Source organism: Aeromonas sp. sia0103 (assembly GCF_963895295.1).
GTDB classification, from domain to species: Bacteria; Pseudomonadota; Gammaproteobacteria; order Enterobacterales; family Aeromonadaceae; genus Aeromonas; species Aeromonas encheleia.
This window is the reverse complement of sequence record NZ_CAWQKG010000003.1, coordinates 50,451-69,692: the sequence shown is the minus strand read 5'-3', so window position 1 is coordinate 69,692 and position 19,242 is coordinate 50,451. Positions and strand designations below refer to the sequence as shown.

Annotated in this window: 16 protein-coding genes; 7 read left to right on the top strand and 9 right to left on the bottom strand. The window is 62.1% G+C overall.

What is annotated here, in order from left to right; all coding sequences use genetic code 11:
* Together AACW18_RS01375 and AACW18_RS01370 are read left to right on the top strand one after the other, a co-directional pair.
* Window positions 1-221: hypothetical protein (locus AACW18_RS01375; protein WP_218389936.1), on the top strand; the 221-nt coding region annotated here is incomplete at its 5' end.
* Between the two features lie 62 nt (window positions 222-283).
* Window positions 284-1,480 carry an NnrS family protein gene (locus tag AACW18_RS01370; RefSeq protein ID WP_218389935.1) on the top strand — a complete coding sequence of 399 codons (1,197 nt, stop codon included), beginning with the start codon at window positions 284-286 and terminating at the stop codon, window positions 1,478-1,480.
* A gap of 3 nt (window positions 1,481-1,483) precedes the next feature.
* Here the strand turns inward: AACW18_RS01370 and AACW18_RS01365 are convergent, their stop codons facing one another.
* Entirely contained in the window at window positions 1,484-2,053 is a 570-nt protein-coding gene (locus tag AACW18_RS01365; protein ID WP_218389934.1) for a helix-turn-helix domain-containing protein, read from the bottom strand.
* A gap of 117 nt (window positions 2,054-2,170) precedes the next feature.
* On the opposite strand from AACW18_RS01365, the gene AACW18_RS01360 reads away from it, so the two are divergent.
* Entirely contained in the window at window positions 2,171-3,322 is a 1,152-nt protein-coding gene (locus tag AACW18_RS01360; RefSeq protein WP_218389933.1) for a benzoate/H(+) symporter BenE family transporter, read from the top strand.
* 148 nt (window positions 3,323-3,470) lie between these two features.
* On the top strand, window positions 3,471-4,532 hold the full coding sequence (locus tag AACW18_RS01355; RefSeq protein WP_218389932.1) for a DUF3103 family protein: 1,062 nt from the start codon (window positions 3,471-3,473) through the stop codon (window positions 4,530-4,532).
* 71 nt (window positions 4,533-4,603) lie between these two features.
* On the opposite strand, the gene metF is transcribed toward AACW18_RS01355, so the two are convergent.
* A complete protein-coding gene (gene metF / locus AACW18_RS01350; RefSeq protein ID WP_042653383.1) occupies window positions 4,604-5,500 on the bottom strand; it encodes a methylenetetrahydrofolate reductase in 897 nt (298 codons plus the stop codon).
* A gap of 328 nt (window positions 5,501-5,828) precedes the next feature.
* Here metF and AACW18_RS01345 point away from each other — a divergent pair, with 328 nt between their 5' ends.
* Complete coding sequence (locus AACW18_RS01345) at window positions 5,829-6,644, top strand: GNAT family N-acetyltransferase (RefSeq protein ID WP_218330015.1); 816 nt, start codon at window positions 5,829-5,831, stop codon at window positions 6,642-6,644.
* A gap of 50 nt (window positions 6,645-6,694) precedes the next feature.
* Here the strand turns inward: AACW18_RS01345 and AACW18_RS01340 are convergent, their stop codons facing one another.
* The 6 genes from AACW18_RS01340 to AACW18_RS01315 all read right to left on the bottom strand — a co-directional run bounded on the left by AACW18_RS01340 (window position 6,695) and on the right by AACW18_RS01315 (window position 16,757).
* Window positions 6,695-8,140: an ABC transporter substrate-binding protein gene (locus tag AACW18_RS01340; protein ID WP_218389931.1), complete on the bottom strand. Its 1,446-nt coding sequence runs from the start codon at window positions 8,138-8,140 to the stop codon at window positions 6,695-6,697.
* Between the two features lie 8 nt (window positions 8,141-8,148).
* Window positions 8,149-10,122, bottom strand: a complete 1,974-nt coding sequence (locus AACW18_RS01335) for a methyl-accepting chemotaxis protein (protein WP_218389930.1) — start codon at window positions 10,120-10,122, stop codon at window positions 8,149-8,151.
* 202 nt (window positions 10,123-10,324) lie between these two features.
* A complete protein-coding gene (locus AACW18_RS01330; RefSeq protein ID WP_042653387.1) occupies window positions 10,325-10,936 on the bottom strand; it encodes an OmpW family outer membrane protein in 612 nt (203 codons plus the stop codon).
* Window positions 10,937-11,352: 416 nt separating this feature from the next.
* Window positions 11,353-13,059 (bottom strand): sensor domain-containing diguanylate cyclase, encoded by a 1,707-nt coding sequence (locus AACW18_RS01325; RefSeq protein ID WP_218389929.1) that lies wholly within the window; start codon window positions 13,057-13,059, stop codon window positions 11,353-11,355.
* 135 nt (window positions 13,060-13,194) lie between these two features.
* Complete coding sequence (uvrA, locus tag AACW18_RS01320; protein ID WP_218389928.1) at window positions 13,195-16,023, bottom strand: excinuclease ABC subunit UvrA; 2,829 nt, start codon at window positions 16,021-16,023, stop codon at window positions 13,195-13,197.
* Between the two features lie 95 nt (window positions 16,024-16,118).
* Window positions 16,119-16,757, bottom strand: a complete 639-nt coding sequence (locus AACW18_RS01315) for a LuxR C-terminal-related transcriptional regulator (RefSeq protein ID WP_218389940.1) — start codon at window positions 16,755-16,757, stop codon at window positions 16,119-16,121.
* A gap of 517 nt (window positions 16,758-17,274) precedes the next feature.
* Here AACW18_RS01315 and AACW18_RS01310 point away from each other — a divergent pair.
* Together AACW18_RS01310 and AACW18_RS01305 are read left to right on the top strand one after the other, a co-directional pair.
* Window positions 17,275-17,856, top strand: coding sequence for a single-stranded DNA-binding protein (locus tag AACW18_RS01310; protein WP_218330020.1), 582 nt, complete (start codon window positions 17,275-17,277; stop codon window positions 17,854-17,856).
* A 170-nt stretch (window positions 17,857-18,026) separates the two neighbouring features.
* The gene (locus tag AACW18_RS01305; RefSeq protein ID WP_218389927.1) at window positions 18,027-18,797 is read left to right on the top strand and encodes a substrate-binding periplasmic protein; all 771 of its coding nucleotides are present in this window, start codon (window positions 18,027-18,029) and stop codon (window positions 18,795-18,797) included.
* Window positions 18,798-18,845: 48 nt separating this feature from the next.
* Here AACW18_RS01305 and AACW18_RS01300 read toward each other — a convergent pair whose 3' ends face one another.
* Entirely contained in the window at window positions 18,846-18,968 is a 123-nt protein-coding gene (locus tag AACW18_RS01300) for a hypothetical protein (RefSeq protein ID WP_126623417.1), read from the bottom strand.
* Window positions 18,969-19,242 lie beyond the last annotated feature (274 nt).

The following is a 19,242-nucleotide window of genomic DNA, read 5'->3' as shown; positions in this document are numbered from 1 at the left end:
AAAGTCAAGCGCTTGTTTTCGCTTTTCTTTCGGCGCCCACTTCACGAGGAAGCTGGCTCATCAGTCCGGCGTGTTCTGCCGTGCTGGTAGGGGCGCATTATAGGGAGCCAGGCCGCGATGACAAGGGCTTTTTCACCATGATCGTTCGTTCGCTCAGTTCTACAGCAAACCGGTCTTTTTTCGCCCATAACTGTATCGATTTCGGTATTCCCTGGATTTAAATTGAACATTTGAAAAGCCACTTTATAATTGGCTTTTCAAATGTTCAATTAAGGTTGCTTCCATGCACCAAATCCTCGATAGCCATAAGGAAGAACAGATAGTCCCGCTGTTCCGCCTGGGGTTTCGCCCCTTCTTCCTGCTCGGGGCACTGTTTTCCTGCCTAGCCATGCTGGGCTGGCTGGGGCAGCTCAATGGCTGGCTTCGCCTGCCGGGCATAGCCAACCCTGTCTGGTGGCACGGCCATGAGATGCTGTTCGGCTTCGGTGCCGCCATAGTGGCAGGCTTTCTGTTGACCGCCGTACAAAACTGGACGGCCCACCCCGGCGTTAGAAGCTGGCCATTGGCCCTGGTGGTGGGCCTGTGGGCCGTGCCGAGGTGCTTGCTGCCCTGGCTGGGGGAAGGGGGCCACCTCCTGATGGCGGCGGATCTTGTCTGGCTGCCACTCTGCGCCTGGTTCCTCGCCCGGCCCATCATGGTCACCCGACAATGGCGCAATCTTTTCTTCGTCCCCTTGCTGTTGGTCCTGACCCTGCTCAATGGTGCCAGCTGGTTATGGCGTGATGACGGGGCCATGCTCGAGCACCTGCTGATCACGACGGTACTGCTGTTCAGCACCCTGATTGCGGTCATGGGCGGGCGGGTCATCCCCTTCTTCACCGCCAGGGGAACGGGCCAGGAGAAAGCGGCCCCCTTGCCATGGCTGGAGCGCGGAGCGCTCGCAGCGCTGTGGCTGATCATGCTGCTCTGGTTGCTGCTGCCCACCCCATGGACCACCAGCCTCTATATGCTGCCTCTATATATAGTGGCGGCACTCCTTCATCTGTGGCGACAACTGCGCTGGCGGCCGCTGACGACGCTCACCCATCCCCTGCTGTGGTCGCTGCATCTCGCCTACCTGTTTATTCCTCTGGGTCTGCTTGCCCTGGCGGCTCAGGCCGCGGGTTGGCCCATAACCCTGTCGCTGGCCAGCCATCTGTTCAGTGCCGGCAGCATGGGCGCCATGATCCTGGGGATGATAGCGCGAGTCTCCCTCGGCCATAGCGGCAGAGCCTTGCAGGCGGGGCGCAGGATCACCCTGGCTTTCGTTCTGATCATCCTGGCCGCAGTGATGCGCACGCTGATCCCGCAATTCTGGCCCGCCTTCACCCTCGACGGCTGGAACCTGAGTGGCTGGAGCTGGATAGCTGCTTATGGTCTGTTTGTCTGGGTTTATACCCCCATCCTGACTCGGCCCAGGGCCGACGGACGACCAGGTTAATTCTCAAGGACGGGGCGCGGGATAGTGGATCAGGTTGTGGAAGACCACGGGCGCTACCCCGCCATTGCGATAACCATGGGGCCGATCGGCGGCAAAGCGGACCGCCTCCCCCTGTTTGAGTGAATGCCAGCCCCCGTCTATCAACACCTCCATGGTGCCGCTGATGACGATGACATGCTCGGTCACGCCTGGCTCGTGAGGCTCGGACTCCCGTACATACCCCGGCAACAGGGTGAGCTCGAACAGTTCGAAGCCAAAGCGGCCTTCATAAGGAAACAGCGGCGCCACCTGCATGCCCTCGCCCGCCGGCTGCTGGCGAATGGCATCGGCGACGCGATACAAGGTTTCATTCTGCACGGCCGGGGGCGGCTCGATAAAGCTGGAGAAGGAGACCCGAAACCCGGTGGCAATCTTCCACAGAGTGGCCACCGTCGGGCTGGACTCTCCCCGCTCGATCTGCCCCAGCATGGCCTTGCTCACCCCCGTCTCTCGGGCGGCCGCATCCAGGCTCCAGCCCCGCTCGGTGCGCAGCCCCTTCAAGTGCTGAGCCAGGTGTTGACCCATCTCTTGCATATCTCCCCCCCTGAATTTTCCATGACTGACTTGTGCGTCATAACGCACGCGCTTATAGTCAAAAGTACATTGTACGTAATAACGCACAAGCTGCCAGCATCCAACAAGGAAGTCATCATGCCCTTTGCCCTACCCCACCTGGTCGCAGGTCTGATCGCCGTCATGGTCGGCTATACCAGCTCGGTCGTGCTGATCATTCAGGCCGCGACCGCCGCCGGGGCCGACGCGGCCCAAGTCTCCTCCTGGCTATGGACGCTGGGGATAGGCATGGGAGTGAGCTGCATCGGTCTCTCCCTTTATTATCGCATCCCGGTGCTGACCGCCTGGTCCACCCCGGGCGCCGCCCTGCTCATCACCAGCCTGGGCAACTTCAGCCTGGCGGAGGCCATAGGTGCCTTCATGATCTCCTCGTTGCTGATCACCCTGTGCGGTATCAGCGGCTGGTTCGATCGGCTGATGCGCCACATTCCCGCCCCCCTGGCCGCCGCCATGCTGGCCGGGGTGCTGCTCCGCTTCGGGCTGGATCTGTTCAAGGTGGCCCCGCAGGATCCCCTGCTGCTGGGCACCTTGCTGCTGGCCTTCCTGATCGGTCGCCACCTCTGGCCCCGCTATACCATGGTGCTGGTGCTGAGTGCGGGGATGCTGCTCTGCACCCTGAGAGGGGAGCTGCAGCTGAGCGCCGTCAGCTGGCAACTCTCCAGCCCGGTCTGGACCTGGCCCGAGTTCTCCTCGGGCGCCCTGCTGGGCATAGCCCTGCCGCTGTTCCTGGTCACCATGACGTCGCAGAACATGCCGGGCATCACCATTCTGCGCGCCCATGGCTATCAGCCGGCGACCTCGTCCCTGATCGGCTGGACCGGCCTGACCGGCCTGTTGCTGGCCCCGTTCGGCGGCTATGCCTTCAACCTGGCCGCCATCACGGCCGCCATCTGCATGGGCAAGGAGGTGGATCCCGACGCCAGTCGCCGCTGGCCAGCCGCGGTCTGGGCCGGTGGCTTCTACCTGTTGACCGGCTGCTTCGGTGCGACCGTGGTCGCCCTGTTCGGCGCCTTCCCCGCCGAGCTGGTGACCTGCGTGGCGGGACTCGCCCTGCTCGGTACCATAGGCAGCAGCCTGCACGGGGCACTGCAACAGGATGAGGAGCGGGAGGCCGCACTGTTGACCTTCATCATCACCGCCTCCGGGATCAGCCTGCTTGGGGTGGGCTCCGCCTGCTGGGGGCTGCTGGTCGGCATCGGATTGCATCTCGTCAACCGGCGCCGCGCCTGACCTGACCATCTGGGGAGACTCCAGTGAGACGCCGCACATAATTCAGCAAAGAGGGTTCACAGTTGAAACCTATTGCCGTCTAGTGCGCTTGAGGCGCCGATCCTTCCCCGATGCGCGCCTCTGTCAGACTCAATACTGGAGAACAAGAATGAGGAATCAGGCTGTCATTGTATTACTGGCCTTGCTAGGCACCACGGCTCAGGCCGCCGATCAGGATCGGGAGCTGGCACGCCAGCTCGCGTTGCAACAGAAGAACCTGCAGCCCCTGCTCGGCAACCCGCAGTATCAGAGCCCGCTGCCCAAGTTGTTGCAAAAGGCCAGCCCCAGGCTGAAGCGGCAGGCCACCGATGCCGATCAGGCCGCCATCCGCAGGCAGGGGCTGGAGGGCGAGGTCACGCAGCTGATGCAGCTGAGGCTGGCCAACCCAGAGCAGGCTGTCGCACTGAAGCAAGGTGTCGAGCCGCTCGTCGCCTATGTTCCCAGCGGCGATGAGCAGAGCTGGAGCGCCATCGAGGCCTTCGACACGGCCGGCAATCCTGTCTACCTCGATGTGAATCAGCCACCGGCACGCCCGGTACTGGTGGTGGAGGCCGACCCCGTCAAGGCCAAGAATGCCGGTCTGAGGGTGATGCGCAAGGCGCTGGCCGAGGCTGAGCTGCAGGCCGCGCCGCGCGCCGCCGACAGCACGGCACCTCTCAAGACCAGCATTCTGAAGAAGATCCGGCTGCAGGACGATCAGGAGCCCTGGCTGCTCGGCGCCGCCGAGGTGTATGCCGTGGTGGCCGGGGTCAACCCCAGCCGGGATGAGCCCGTGGTGGACATAGTCGACCTGCCCTACCTCGACTATGACAACACCGACTACAGCCCCAACCAGATACTGGTGTACTGGGATCGCTATCGCTGGGGCGCCGTCGATCTCGTCATGATGGAGCAGGATGACAACGTCAACTACAAGGAGCTCAGCGCCCTGCTGATCGAGGCGCTCAAGCTCGGCTTCACCGCCGGTGGTGTGCCGGAGGCCCTGCCCTTCCTCGATCTCGGCGGTCGCATCGTCAAGGCGCTGCCCGACTCCTGGATGACCAACAACGACGACTACCTGGATACCTTCTACACCCTGGAGCAGGATCAGAGCTATCACCAGTACCCCGGTGCGGCCGGCAATGCCGTCATCACGCTGGAGCCAAAAGAGATCCAGCCAACCCGCCCCTGACAAGCCAGCCAAAACAAAAAGCCAATGAGGTGACTCATTGGCTTTTTTTGTCCTGTTCCTTCTGCTCGAGATCAGGCCTGGCCCTTCGGTCTGACCCCCAGGGTGTGGCAGATGGCATAGGTCAGCTCGGAGCGATTCAGGGTATAGAAGTGGAAATCCTTCACTCCTTCCTGGCTCAGCACCCGCACCTGATCGATGGCAATGCTGGCGCCTACCATGTTGCGCGTCATCTGATCGTTCTCCAGCCCCTCGAAGCGCTGGTGCATCCAACCCGGGATCTTCACGTTGGTGAAGCCGGCAAACTTGGTGAGCGTCTGGAAATTGGAGACCGGCAGTATCCCCGGCACAATTTCCGTATCGATGCCGATGGCGGCGCAGCGATCCCGGAAACGCAGGTAGGTCTCCACATCGAAGAAGAACTGGGTGATGGCCCGATCAGCCCCCGCATCTATCTTGCGCTTCAGGCTCAGCAGATCGGACTGCGCACTCCTGGCCTCGGGGTGACCCTCCGGGTAGGCGGCCACCGAGATGTCGAAATCGGCCTCGGACTTGAGCAGGGCGACCAGATCGGTGGCATACATGTCGGGCTTGTCGATACCCGGCGGCAAGTCACCGCGCAGGGCGACTATATGACGAATGCCGCTGTTCCAGTAGTCACGGGCGATGGTCTTCAGCTCGTCGCGGCTGGCATCGATGCAGGTCAGGTGCGGCGCGGCGATGAGGCCGGTGCGCTCCTTGATGTCCTTGATCACCTTGTGGGTGCGATCCCGGGTGCCCGAGTTGGCGCCATAGGTCACGGAGACAAACTTGGGTTCCAGCACCTGCAGCCGCTCGATGGACTGCCAGAGGGTGTTTTCCATCCCTTCGCTGTTGGGTGGGAAAAACTCGAAGCTGACCGATATGTCGCCACCCAGATCAGCCAGACTCTGGTTGAGTGCCTCTACCTGACGCGCGCTGTGAAATCCCATCTGTTATCTCCCTGTCCTACAACCGATTCCTGTACGTCAAAACGGATGTTTGGACGTCTAAACGTCTTGCTATCTTTATGAGAAAACGGATCAAAGTCAACACCGATTTACCGTCAGGGCGGGATCAGCGGCTTTTTTATTTGGCGATTCAATTTAACTAACCCTGTCCCCCCATCCCAAAATGGCCCCAGTCGCGCTATGATGCGGGCGGATCGTCCTGGACGTTCTGAATCTGCGTGTGATTGTTTGGCCGGGCTTTCCCGGCCTTTTTTTTAACTTCCTCCCCTTCCTGCCGATAATCAATTGAGTCACTTGCAGGAACCCCATCATGGAAGATCATCCCGGCTTTGCCACCGATTTGCTGTTCGATCGCTATCAGGGCGAGGTGGTGGACCATGAGCAGTTCTGGGCCGTACGGACCCCGACCGCCCCGGATTACTATTTCGGCAACTACCTGTTGCTCCCCACCCCACCCAGCGATCGTGACAAGGGCTGGCTCGAGGCCAGCTTCGACAAGCTGATCGGCAGTGACCCCAGAGTGCGCCACCGCACCTTCCAGTGGCCACTTGCCCCGGGCCAGAACAGCCGGGTCGCCGGCTTCGTGGCGGCGGGTTATCAATATATGGAATGCGTGGTGCTGGCACTGGATGCCACCAGCTGGCAGCAGACGGCCCCACCCCCCGCGACGACCCATGCCCGCCCCTTCACGGCGGCCGACTGGGATGATTGGCTGGTGCTGGAGTGCGATGAGCGGGATCCGAGCCACGAGGAGGAACGCTACCTGCCCTATCTGCAGTCACGCCGCAGCCTGTATCAGGCCATGATCGCCGATGGGCTGGGGCAGTGGTGGGGGATCTGGCAGGGGGAGCAGCTGGTCGCCAGTTGCGGCCTGTTCTTCACCGGGACCATGGGGCGCTTTCAGCTGGTACGCACCCACCATGACTGGCGCAACCGGGGGCTCTGCCGCCAGCTGCTGAGCCAGGTCGCCCGCCAGGGCCTGACCTGCGCCGAGCGCCTCATCATAGTGGCCGACGAGCACTACCATGCCCAGCGCGTCTACCGCTCGCTGGGATTCGTGCCCGTGGCCCGCATCGGCAGCCTCTGTCGCTGGCACTCGACGGCCGTCGACCGCCCGCAGGAATGAAAACGGGAGGCTGATGCCTCCCGTTGTCGATGCTTCCTTTATTGTGCGCTTTATTGCGTGGGCGTCGCCAGTTCGCTGGTGAGCGCCTCTTCGACCCCGGCTGCCGGTAGCGGGGTCGCCGCCGCAGGCGTGCTCATCGAGGGTGCGAGGGAAGCCGATGCGCCTGACACCGTGGTAGAAAGCGCGAGGAAGGCCGATGCACCCGACGCTGTGGTCGAGGGCGCCGCCGGCACCTCACACTGGCAGTCAGCCCCCTTGGCCTTGCCCTGATGGGGGCCATACCAGCCCTTCAACCCCTGCTCCAGCTGCTGCGCCGCGGCCTGTGGCGCCAGCTTGCCCTGCAACACCGCCTGACTCACCTCGGCCAGTTCGTCCCCCAGCTTGGGGGTGCCACGGGAGAGGATCTGGGTCGCCACCCGGATGGAGGAGTCGCACTGATCGCGCCACTCCATCATCTCCTTCGCCGCCGGATTGGTCACCTCGAAGAAGTGGTTGGAGAGGGAGAAGAAACCGGGCAACGAGTTGGTATAGAGCTCGGCAAACTGAGGGGTGGTCAGCCATTGCAGGAAGGCCATGCCCGCCTCCTTGTTCTTGCTGGCCGGGTTCAGCCCCATCCCGATGTCGGTGTGATCGGTGAAGAAGCAGCCGTCCCCCTGCTTGGCCACGGGGGGGCGCATGACACCGAAATCGACCTTGCCGGTGAAGGGGGCTATCTCCCAGGAGCCCGCCGCATAGAAGGCCGCCTTGCCGGAGGTGAAGAGCGCGTTGGTGGTGGCGTAGTCACGGCTCTCGCCGCCCTCCCCCAGATAGGCGCGCCAGCGGGCCAGCTCGTCGAACGCCCGCACATATTGCGGGTTGTCGAGCCGCTCCTGGCCGCCCAGCAGCGCCAGCCGGCCATCTTCCCCCTTCCAGTAATTGGGTCCTATGTTCTGGAAGCCCAGCTCGGACGCGACCCAGCTCTCTGATCCGCTCACGGCCAGCGGTACATAGCGCCCGTCCGCCTTCACCTTGTCCAGCACGGCGAAGAACTCGTCGCGGGTCTGCGGCACTGAGAGACCCAAGTCGCTGAATATCTTCTTGTTATAGAAAAAGCCGTGAATGACGGAGGCCATGGGCACGCAGAAGGTCTGAGCGCCGGTATCCGTCTGCCAGGGCGACTGGGCGAAACTGGGGAAGTTTTCCATCCCGGCCATCTCGCTCAACTCCACCAGATGGCCCGCCTTGAACAGGGCGAGGGAGTCGTCGAACGGGCGGCAGGTGATGAGATCCCCCGCCTTGCCATCCTTCAGGCTGGCCCAGAGGGTCGGCATGTAGTCGACGTTCTGCACCCCGTTGAACCTCACCTGGATGCCTGGGTGGGCCGCCTCGAAGGCGGGAATGATCTTCTGCTCCCACAGGGCCTTGTCATCGATCCGCCAGCTCTCGATCACCAACTCACTGGCCATCAGCTGGCCGCATAACAGGAGACTCAGGGCCCCAATCCACTTGTTAGACATAAGCCCTCCTAGACCTTGAAATGTGCGATCAATTGCTGCTGCTTGGCGACCAGTTCCGCCAGCACTTCACTGCTGCCGGCCGACTCCCGCGCCTCCCGCTCGGTCTCGTAGGCCACATCGGCGATCCCGGCGATATGACGGGCCACCCCCTGGCTGACCGAGATCTGCTCCTGGGCCGCGTGGGCCACCTGATCCGCCATCGACTTGATGGCGCTCATCCGCTCGGCGATGGACTGCAGCGCCAGATCCATGGCGCGGGTCTGCTCCACGCAGCCGAGCGTCTGCTCCTGGCTGCGCCCCATCACCTCCACCACCTGCCTGCTCGAACTCTGCAGGTTCTCGATCATGGCCTGGATCTCCTCGGTCGAGGTCTGGGTCCTGTTGGCCAGAGCCCGCACCTCGTCCGCCACCACCGCGAAGCCACGGCCGGCATCGCCGGCCCGGGCCGCCTCGATGGCAGCGTTGAGTGCCAGCAGGTTGGTCTGCTCGGCGATGCTGCGGATCACATCCAGGATGCTGCCGATGTTGTTGCTGAATTCCCCCAGCTTGTGGGTGATGCCGACCGCCTCCTCCATGGCGCCCGCCAGCTGCTCGGTGATCTGGCGGGTGACCGCGACCTGCCGACGACCGGCACGGGCCTCCTCGTCGGCCAGATCCACCTCCCGCTTGGTGCCATCGGTGGAGCGGGCCACCTCGGTGGCACTCACCTCCAGCTCGGTGATGGCGGCGGCGACCTGGTCGGTCTGACTCTTCTGATCCTGCACCCTGGACATGGCCCGTTCGCTGATCTCGGCGGCGCGGCTCGCCTCGCCCACCAGGTGGCGGGAGCCGGCGTTGATCTGGGAGAGCAGCTCTCCGGTCTTGCCCGCCAGGGTATTGATAGAGCGGACCAGGCTGCCGAACTCGCAGCGGCTCTGGTAGTCGATGCGGCGGGTCATGTCACCGGCCGCCATGCGGCCCAGCTCCCGATCGATCAGCTGCAGCGGACGCTGGATACTGCGCGCCGTGGTGTAGCCGATGAGCAGCGCGGCGGCGGCCGAGACGGTCGCCACTATCAGGATCCAGAGGCTGGCACTGCTGACCGCATCATCCGCGGTGAGACGGCTCTGGCTGGCGATGACGCCGGCCGACTGGCCCATCTCATCGAGCAGAGCCAGGCTGTTGGCCAGGCTGGCATCGAGCCGCTGGTTCAGCTCCTGTTGCGACGCGGCCAGTTGCTGGGCGTGACGCATGGTGGCCAGCAGCCCCTGCGGGCCGAGCGCCAGCTCCTGCATTCGATCCAGGTTGGCGACGAAGCGCTGCTTCACATCGTCGGGCACCAGCACCCGCTCGAGCCGCTTGCGGGCCATCTCTATGTCCTTGCTGAGCACCCTCTCCAGCTCGTTGAGATCCGTGCCGGCATCGGCCCGGCGGATATTCTTCAGGTCCCGCGCTATACCGGAGGTGATGAGCTCGGCCTTGTTACGCATGGAGCGCTTGCCGGACGCCTGTTGCAGCAACAGGTCGGCGGCCCACTGATAGGTATCTTCCAGCCGGATGAAGGCGATCTCCAGCTGGCGGCGCCGATCGAGGGCCTCGATCCACTGCACATGCTGGGTCAGCACCTGGTCCGCCAGGCCGTAGAAGGTCTTGGTGGCAGCATCGACCTGCCGGAAGCGATCGTTCGCCTCGGTCACGAACTTGCCCATCCCCTGGCTCAGTTGCACGAAGTGCGCCTGCTGCGCCTTGAACTGACTGGCCAGCTGCGGCAGTTGGGCCGCATCCTCGCTGCTGCGGTAGACCAGCACCCAGCGGCTGCTGTCCTGCAGCGCACCCTTGAGCCCCGCCACGGTAATCACCAGGGGGGTGGCCCGATCCGAGACCTGCGACAGCCCCTCGTTGATACCCCGGATCTTCAGGGTACTGATGAGGCCAAGCAGGATAAGAAGCAGCAACATCAACACAAATCCGGCGATGATCCGCTGCACGATAGACAAACCCATAGAGACATCCTCACTCGTTGGGAAAAATGGCGTGAATGCAGAGACTATCGGCAGGGTCGTTCAATAGGAGAGTGCTATCTGGCGCGATGATGGGCTAGATCAACGTTATGGCCCAGTCGCGGGCAGAAAAGGGCCCGAACAGAGCCGGGCCAAAGAGACGTGCTTAGCTGTCATGGCCTTGAGGCGGCCAACCCGCGTCCTATCAGAAGCGATAGCCGACGCCAAACATGAAGGCGACCGGATCGATGGAGGTGTTGATGGTCCCCACCGCGGTGTGCACATCGGTGTCGATATCGATGAGCCAGGCGGAGGCGTTGACGAACCAGCGATCGTTGATCGCCATGTCCAGACCTACCTGACCCGCCAGACCCCAGGAGGAGTCGACGCTGACATCCGTGCCCGCCAGGGCACCGCGTCCCTCTTCATCGAAGAAGGTGGTGTAGTTGATGCCGGCACCGACGTAAGGACGCACCTTGCTGTTGGCATCCCCGAAGTAATATTGCGCCATCAGGGTCGGTGGCAGGTGCTTGACCTTGGCAACCTCACCCAGCCCTGGGGTCGAGACCGAGTGGGAGAAGGGGGTGGCGGCCAGCAGTTCGACGCCCCAGTTGTCCGTGATCATGTAGGAGAGGGTCAGCCCCAGTTGCATGTTGCTGTCGATATCCAGCTCGCCCGTACCCAGAACATCGTCACTGCTGGTCTGAGGGGAGACGAAGGCCAGACCACCACGAACCAGAATATCACCGGCCTGATGGGCCATGGCGGCAGGGGAAGCGAGGGCGGCTGCGATCAGCAGCGGCAGGATCTTTTTCATCACGTATTTCCTTTTTTGTTTTCTTTCTATGTTGTAAGCCCGAAAACTATAAAAGGATGTGAATGATCAGTTATTGATTTAGCTCAATAGTTGCCAAGAAATAGATGGATGTACATAACAGCTTTCATTGCTCATCAAATCATCAACAAATTAAAATAAGGCTATTAATTACAATAGATTAACGTGAGATATAACTGAGTCTTGCTCACTTAAATATAATTTAAATACACCTTTGCAGCCGCTCATTCCCGTCTTGACCGTTGTTTACCTATCCTGAAAGGCGTATTTTATTAAGGTGATGTAACACGTCTGTAAGCGATATTTTATGAAAGAGCAAACCACCAGAGACAAAGTATTAGGCATCCTGGCAGCCATCTGGGGCATAGGCTCCTTCCTGTTCATCTTGCTGGGATTTGTTATCGCGCTAGCGTGGCTGGTCCTGATGCACTAGTGTCCTCCGCCGGGCCGGACGTCCGATAATTCAGCACCCCACCGGCGACGATCTGCTCGGGCGACGACGCCCACCACTCGCGAGGCAACTCGCCGTCGAACCCCTGCCAACGATCACGCCCCTCCTGCTTGGCACGATAGAGCGCGATGTCCGCCAGCTTGAAGCTCAGCTCCCAGAACGACTCCTCCAGCTCCCGGTGCAAGGGGTAGTCGCAATAACCCAGCGAGACCGTCATGTGCAGCGGCGCCGTCTCCGGGCCGAACGGATAGGCGGCGATCTCGCGGTGCAGGCTGGCGAGGCGGACCTGCCCATCCTGGCGGGAGAGCAGCAACAGAAACTCCTCCCCACCCAGTCGGATCAGCGGCTCCCCCTCCCTCAGCGAGTGGCGCAGCAGCGCGGCCAGCTGGCGCAGCACCAGATCCCCCATGTCGTGACCGAAGTGATCGTTGACCCGCTTGAAGTGATCCAGATCCAGCAGCACCGCCAGCCTGGGCTCGGCCAGCTCGTAGCGGGCCAGCAACCACTCCTCCAGATAACGGCGATTGAAAGCCCGGGTCAGGGGATCCGTGTAAGCGGCCATCTCCAGCCGGGAGGAGTGCGCCTGCATGGCGCTGTGCTGCAGGCTGATCTTGGCCGCCATCTCCCTGAACTTGCGGCTGAGCAGGGCCATCTCCCGGCTGCTGTCGAAGATGGGCAGGCGGCTCACATCCGGCTGCTCGCTGAAATGCTGCAGGGCGGTCACCAGCTCGTTGACGGGCTCCAGCACTATGGAGCGCAGCCGCTGCCGGGCGATGAGGATGCAACACAGGCTGATCAGCAGCATGCCGAACAGCATCCAGAGGGTGCCCTCCAGCGCGCCCCGCAGCACGTCCCGCTCCTCCTCCACGATCAGCGTCAGCACGGGGTTGCCCGCGCTGTCGAGCAACACCCCCTCTCCCCGTACCCAGCGCAGGCCGAGATCCACCAGCCGATAGCGCACCCGGTTGCCGAGCGTGTCGAACCCCGCCATCTCTCTGGCCGACACCGGCGGCGCGAAGCGAAGGGGGATGGCGACGCGCTCGGCCAGCTTGGCCATGTAGCGTCGATCCAACCAGCGCAGCGCCAGCAAGAAGCCGTTGGGTTGGTGCAGCCCCGCACTGTCGGTCACCGGCTGCAACGAGAAGATGAGCGGCCCCCACTGGGAGCCCAGCACCCCGCTCAGGGCCCGCATCTGCCCCTGGCGCGACTCCGCCAGCAGGCGCGTTGTCAGCTCGTCCAGAAAACGGGGCAACAGGGTCGTATCCACCCCCTCGGTGTCCGGCAGCATGGTGCGGGTCCAGACCTCCTCCCCCTGCAGATCCAGATAGCTCAGCAGGTTGAGCTCGAAATCCCGCATCGGGGTGTCGACCAGCAGATTGGAGTTGATGTAGCCCCGGTTAGGCTTGGCGATGAAGGTCCGGGTCTCGTCCCAGATGCCCCAGTCCCGGGTAAAGGCGTTGATCGCATCGATGTCCCCCTGCACCGCCCTGCACACCCGTTGCAGGTGTTCCCTCATCCTCTGCTCCTCGAGCCGCTCCACCGCCGGTATCTGCGACAGGGCGATCACGATCAGCAACATCAGCACCGCCCCCACCCAGACGGGTAACATGGAGTAGGCCAGCAGATGATCGATGGGACGGGGCTTGTGGGTCATAGACGCCGGGATCCTGATGACAGCAAACAAGGACGGGGACGAGATCAAGTATGGGGCATAGCCCCGGGATGGAGCCGCTCCGCCAGCCCATAAAAAACAAGGGGCCCTGGGCCCCTTGTTGCATGACTGAGACGCTTATTTTACCAACAAGGGCGCCAAAAAGCGCGCCGTATGGGAATCTTTGCAGCGGCTCATCTCCTCGGGCGTGCCGGTCACCAGGATGCGGCCACCGCCGGCGCCCCCCTCGGGACCGAGATCGACGATCCAGTCGGCGGTCTTGATGACGTCCAGGTTGTGCTCGATGATGACGATAGTGTTGCCCCTATCCCGCAGCTGGTGCAGCACCTTGAGCAGTTGCTGGATGTCGTGGAAGTGCAGCCCGGTGGTCGGCTCGTCCAGGATGTAGAGAGTCTGGCCGGTGTCGCGCTTGGAGAGCTCCCGCGCCAGCTTGACCCGCTGCGCCTCGCCGCCGGAGAGGGTGGTGGCCGACTGGCCGAGCCGGATGTAGGAGAGGCCCACATCCATCAGGGTTTGCAGCTTACGCGCCACCGCCGGCACAGGATCGAAGAACTCGCGGGCATCCTCCACCGTCATGTCGAGGATCTCGTGGATGTTCTTGCCCTTGTACTTCACCTCCAGGGTCTCGCGGTTGTAGCGCTTGCCCTTGCAGACGTCGCAAGGCACATAGACATCCGGCAGGAAGTGCATCTCCACCTTGATGACGCCGTCCCCCTGACAGGCCTCGCAGCGCCCCCCCTTGACGTTGAAGGAGAAGCGACCCGGCAGGTAGCCGCGCGAACGCGCCTCCTGGGTGCCGGAGAGCAGCTCGCGGATCGGGGTGAACAGGCCGGTGTAGGTCGCCGGGTTGGATCTCGGGGTACGGCCTATGGGGCTCTGATCGATGTCCACCACCTTGTCCAGGTGCTCCAGCCCTTCCACTTCGCGGTAGGGCGCCGGGGTCGACTCGGTGGCCTTGTTCAGCTCCCGGTGGGCGATGCGGAACAGGGTGTCATTGATCAGGGTCGACTTGCCGGAGCCGGAGACCCCGGTGACGCAGGTCATCACCCCTATGGGCAGATCCAGATTGACGTTGCGCAGGTTGTTGCCGCTCGCCCCTTTCAGCTTCAACCACTTGCCGGTGAGCGGGGTGCGCTCGGCGGGAATGGCGATCTGCTTGCGGCCGGAGAGGTAATCCCCCGTCAACGAGGCGGGGTTGGCGATGATCTCCTCCGGCGTGCCCTGGGCGACGATTGAGCCGCCATGGACGCCGGCCCCGGGGCCTATGTCCAGCACATGATCGGCGAGGCGAATGGCGTCCTCGTCGTGCTCCACCACGATCACGGTGTTGCCGAGGTCGCGCAGGTGAGTGAGGGTCTTGAGCAGCCGTTCGTTGTCCCGCTGGTGCAGGCCGATGCTGGGCTCATCCAGCACATACATCACCCCCACCAGGCCGGCGCCGATCTGGCTGGCCAGCCGGATGCGCTGCGCCTCGCCACCGGACAGGGTCTCGGCGCTGCGAGACAGGCTGAGGTAGTTGAGGCCGACGTTGACCAGGAAGCCGAGCCGCTCGACGATCTCTTTCAGGATCTTCTCGGCGATCTGGGCACGCTGGCCGGTCAGCTCGATCCCGGCGAAGAACGCCAGCGCGTCGCCGATGGATTGCTCGGCGATGGCGGGCAGGTTGCGGTTATCCACGAACACGTGGCGCGCCTCCTCCCTCAGCCGGCTGCCACCACAGCTGGTACAGGACTTGTTGGCGATGTACTTGGAGAGCTCTTCCCGCACCGAGTTGGATTCGGTCTCCCGGTAGCGACGCTCCATGTTGTGCAGGATCCCCTCGAACGGGTGCTTGCGCACCACCACGTCGCCGCGATCGTTCATGTAGCGGAACTCGATCTCGGTGCGACCTGAGCCACGCAGGATCACCTCCTGGGTCTTGGCGGGCAGATCTTCCCAGGGGCTCTCCAGATCAAACTTGTAGTGCTCGGCGAGGGACTTGAGCATCTGGAAGTAATAGAAGCTGCGCTTGTCCCAACCGCGGATGGCACCGCTCGCCAGGCTCTGGCTCGGGTCGTGGATCAGCTTGGCGGGATCGAAATATTGCTGCACCCCGAGGCCGTCACAGGTCGGGCAGGCGCCGGCCGGGTTGTTGAAGGAGAAGATGCGTGGCTCCAGCTCCGACATGGAGTAGCCACACTCCGGACAGGCGAAGTTGGCGGAGAAGGTCATGGGAACCACCCCCGCCTCCCCGTCCATGGGGGCCACCAGCACTATGCCGCCGGAGAGGGTCAGCGCCGTCTCGAAGGATTCGGCGAGGCGCAGCGCCAGATCGGCGCGCACCTTGAAGCGGTCCACCACCACTTCTATGGTGTGCTTCTTGTGCAGCTCCAGCGGGGGAGGATCGGAGAGATCGCACACCTCGCCATCGATGCGCGCGCGGATATAGCCCTGCGCCGCCAGATTCTCCAGCAGCTTGCTGTGCTCACCCTTGCGATCCCGTACCACGGGCGCCAGCAGCATCAGCTTGCTGCCCTCGGGCTGGACCAGCACCTGATCCACCATCTGGCTGATGGTCTGGGCGGCGAGCGGGATGGCGTGGGTCGGGCAGCGGGGTTCGCCTACCCGCGCAAACAGCAGGCGCAGGTAGTCATAAATTTCGGTGATGGTGCCCACGGTCGAGCGCGGGTTGTGGGAGGTGGACTTCTGCTCGATGGAGATGGCCGGTGACAGCCCCTCTATATGATCCACATCCGGCTTCTCCATCAGAGAGAGGAACTGACGGGCATAGGCGGAGAGTGACTCCACGTAGCGGCGCTGTCCCTCGGCATAGAGCGTATCGAACGCCAGCGAGGACTTGCCGGAACCGGACAGACCGGTGACCACGATCAACTTGTCGCGGGGCAGGGTCAGATTGATGTTCTTGAGATTGTGGGTGCGGGCACCCCGAATCACGATTTTTTCCATCTTCTTGCACGCTCGATACACAAACCAGAGCGAACCAGTATGGCACAGTGACTACTGGATGAATAGACAGGCTTTTATCACCCTGACCCCGCTCTTCAGAGATATTCCTTGGCCCAGCTCACCGCCTGCAAGCGGTTCTTGACGTTCAACTTCTTGAACACGTTATAGAGGTGGGACTTGATGGTGTGTTCGCTCACAAACAGGCTGTCGGCGATCTCGGTATTGGAGGCCCCCGTCATCAGGTGACGGACTATCTCCTGTTCACGGGCCGTCAGCAGCGTCTGGTTACGCAGCGGCTGGCCGCTCCCCTTGCGATAGTAATCCACCAGATCACAGAGCAGGTGGCGCGGGATCCAATACTCCCCCTGCAGCACCTTGCTGATGCCGATCACCAGCCGATCCAGGCTGTCCTGGCGGAAGAAGAGTCCGCTGGTGTGCGGCCACATCAGCAACAGCTCCCGGTCCGTACTGGTGGGGGCATTGAGCAGCACGGTGCTGGCCCCACCGAATCGACTGCAAAGCGTCTGGCTCCAGTCCGCCTGCTGAGTCGACTTGAGGTAATCCAGATCGATCAGGAACAGGGGCTGGCTGTCGGTGTCTGCCGGTTCCGGCAGGGCATCCAGCTCTCCCACCAGCAGGATGGCCAGGCCCAGCTGCTCGCCGAGGTGACGCTGAAAACTGATGGCTTGTGCGTTATGTTCGGTGATCAGCACTAAGGGGTATTCGGGCGTCATCAAGAAGACTTCCTTGCACATTCGGATCTGGGCTTTTCGACGGGAGAGAGTACCAATCCCCCCTCCTGACTGAAGTATTAAAAAAGTATTAGGCGCTACTGTGATTCCTTTGAAGCTTGCCAATTTCTCAATCAATACAAATGACTAGCATACCCTCCCCATTTGGGGGGTCTACTAGTACCTGCCAGCACAGGCATGGCCCTCCCGGGTGGACAGGGCTCTCACGGGTAGCGCCGCTTGCTGGCAACCCCGCACCTCGGGTAAGTTAATGAAGGATCCGACGGCGGGATTGACACCCGCCGGGCAGGAAGATGTGCCCTCATGCCCGCCAACTCTGTTACTATTGCGGGCAAACGCTGGGACGAGCGGCTGGTGATTTATTCGGCCAGATCGGGCGCAGCCATGACATGAGTGAAGATCCCCCATCCAGTGGAGCGCATCTCACCAAACACGAACGAAATGTTGAATTGGTCCGGGCATTTGGCCCGGCCGGTATATAAAGGGTGGAAGAGAGATTATGGCCAGTCGAGGCATCAATAAAGTCATTCTGATCGGTAACCTGGGGCAAGACCCGGAAGTGCGCTACATGCCGAGTGGCGGTGCCGTGACCAACATCACCCTGGCCACCTCCGAATCCTGGCGCGACAAGCAGACCGGTGAGCAGAAAGAGCGCACTGAATGGCACCGTGTGGTGTTCATGGGCAAGCTGGCCGAAGTGGCTGGCGAGTACCTGAAAAAAGGCTCCCAGGTCTATGTCGAAGGCAAACTGCAGACTCGCAAGTGGCAGGATCAGGGTGGTCAGGAGCGTTACACCACTGAAATCCTGGTCGACAGCTTCAGCGGCGTGATGCAGATGCTGGGTGGCCGTCCGCAAGGCGGCGCCGGTCAGAGCATGGGTGGCCAGCAATCCCAGGGCAACTGGGGCCAGCCGCAACAGGCCGCTCCCCAGCAGAACATGCCACGCCCCGCTGCCGCACCGCAGCAGAACATGCAGCAGCAAGGCGGTTACAGCCGTCCTCAGCAACAGCAGCAACCTCAGTCTGCCCCGCCGGTTTACAACGAACCGCCGATGGATTTTGACGACGACATTCCGTTCTAGATCTCGACGTGACTGACTACCAGGCCCTGACTGTTCAGGGCCTTTTTTTGCCTACTTCTGACGCAGCCATCGTCCCCATCATCCCGTTACCGAGACGATGGGGGCTGTGTGGTCTCTCTCATTGGGCGTTGTGGGTATCATCAGACCGAGTCATCCGCCTGAGAACAAGCATGGGCTTCCTTAACCGCCTGCTGCGCTTCACCCTGCTGCTGCATATGGGCACCTTGGCCGCCGAGCCACTGCGGGTGGGCGTCAATTTCGCCATTCCGCCTTACGTGATCAAGCACCAGGGCCGCGGCATCGAGCTGGATCTGCTGACACAGGCCTTTGCCGGCAGTGGCTACGAGCCCCGGTTCATCTACCTGCCGCTGGAGCGCACCTTCCGCATGCTGGAAGAGGGCAAGCTGGATGCCATCATCAACGTGAAGCCCGGCATGCTGAAGCACGCCTATCTGTCGCAGCCGGTGATCACCTTCCACAACAGGGTCTTTACCCTGGACGATAGGGTCATCCACTCGATCGCGGATCTGAAGGGGTTGCGTGTCAGCGCCTTCCAGCGGGCACGGCAGATCCTGGGGGAGGATTTCGCCAGCATGGCCGCTCAGAATCCTCGCTATGAAGAGGTGGCCAGGCAGCAGAGCCAGGTACAGATGCTGCTGTTGGGGCGCACTGATGCCGTGATCCTGGAGCAGAGGGTGTTCTACTACTATCTGGCGCAGCAACGCGAGAGTGAATCGGACAGCGGGCGCCATGCCCCCGTTCGGGTCAGGCAACATGCCCTGTTCGCCCCCACCCACTATCACTTTGCCTTTCGTCGAGCCACCCAGCAGCAGTGGTTCGATCGCCAGCTCGCGCGCATGAGAGAGGATGGGCGCTATGAACGGATCTTGGCGAGCTATGAGGCGAGCTCATCGGCCGAAAACATAAAAGCCAGCCCATGATGGGCTGGCTTGATACTGGCTCCAGAGGAACAACAGTGTAGCGGAGCGTTACTTCAACACGCTGCCATTTTTCAGGTCGGCTTTCTGCCGTTTGGCATCGCGCTTCTCTTTCAGTGACATCTGCGGTTTTTTCTTGGCATCTTTGCCGTGATGCTGTTCTTTGTTACTCATCATCAGACTCCAAAAATGTTACCCAGACAGGTTGGAACCGGGGCTCCAGCGTGTCAGCCGAATCATAGATCACAGTACGCTAACAGTGACGATCGGGGATCGCACTGGTACCAGCATACCCCTAACCTCAGGCCAGGATCCAGCCTCACACAATAACGGCAGATCGCCAGCCAGGCGCGCCCGCCGCCAGCACCTCCGAAAAGCCCCCCACGACGCCCACACCGCAGTACCTACTGCCAATCCGGGCCAGGACATCTCCCGGCGCTATGACCTG

Bases quoted from the DNA above. Each gene is read 5' to 3' on its own strand.
- AACW18_RS01370 (WP_218389935.1), top strand. From the start codon at position 284: ATGCACCAAATCCTCGATAGCCATAAGGAAGAACAGATAGTCCCGCTG.
- AACW18_RS01365 (WP_218389934.1), bottom strand. From the start codon at position 2,053: ATGCAAGAGATGGGTCAACACCTGGCTCAGCACTTGAAGGGGCTGCGC.
- AACW18_RS01360 (WP_218389933.1), top strand. From the start codon at position 2,171: ATGCCCTTTGCCCTACCCCACCTGGTCGCAGGTCTGATCGCCGTCATG.
- AACW18_RS01355 (WP_218389932.1), top strand. From the start codon at position 3,471: ATGAGGAATCAGGCTGTCATTGTATTACTGGCCTTGCTAGGCACCACG.
- metF (WP_042653383.1), bottom strand. From the start codon at position 5,500: ATGGGATTTCACAGCGCGCGTCAGGTAGAGGCACTCAACCAGAGTCTG.
- AACW18_RS01345 (WP_218330015.1), top strand. From the start codon at position 5,829: ATGGAAGATCATCCCGGCTTTGCCACCGATTTGCTGTTCGATCGCTAT.
- AACW18_RS01340 (WP_218389931.1), bottom strand. From the start codon at position 8,140: ATGTCTAACAAGTGGATTGGGGCCCTGAGTCTCCTGTTATGCGGCCAG.
- AACW18_RS01335 (WP_218389930.1), bottom strand. From the start codon at position 10,122: ATGGGTTTGTCTATCGTGCAGCGGATCATCGCCGGATTTGTGTTGATG.
- AACW18_RS01330 (WP_042653387.1), bottom strand. From the start codon at position 10,936: ATGAAAAAGATCCTGCCGCTGCTGATCGCAGCCGCCCTCGCTTCCCCT.
- AACW18_RS01325 (WP_218389929.1), bottom strand. From the start codon at position 13,059: ATGACCCACAAGCCCCGTCCCATCGATCATCTGCTGGCCTACTCCATG.
- uvrA (WP_218389928.1), bottom strand. From the start codon at position 16,023: ATGGAAAAAATCGTGATTCGGGGTGCCCGCACCCACAATCTCAAGAAC.
- AACW18_RS01315 (WP_218389940.1), bottom strand. From the start codon at position 16,757: ATGACGCCCGAATACCCCTTAGTGCTGATCACCGAACATAACGCACAA.
- AACW18_RS01310 (WP_218330020.1), top strand. From the start codon at position 17,275: ATGGCCAGTCGAGGCATCAATAAAGTCATTCTGATCGGTAACCTGGGG.
- AACW18_RS01305 (WP_218389927.1), top strand. From the start codon at position 18,027: ATGGGCTTCCTTAACCGCCTGCTGCGCTTCACCCTGCTGCTGCATATG.
- AACW18_RS01300 (WP_126623417.1), bottom strand. From the start codon at position 18,968: ATGAGTAACAAAGAACAGCATCACGGCAAAGATGCCAAGAAAAAACCG.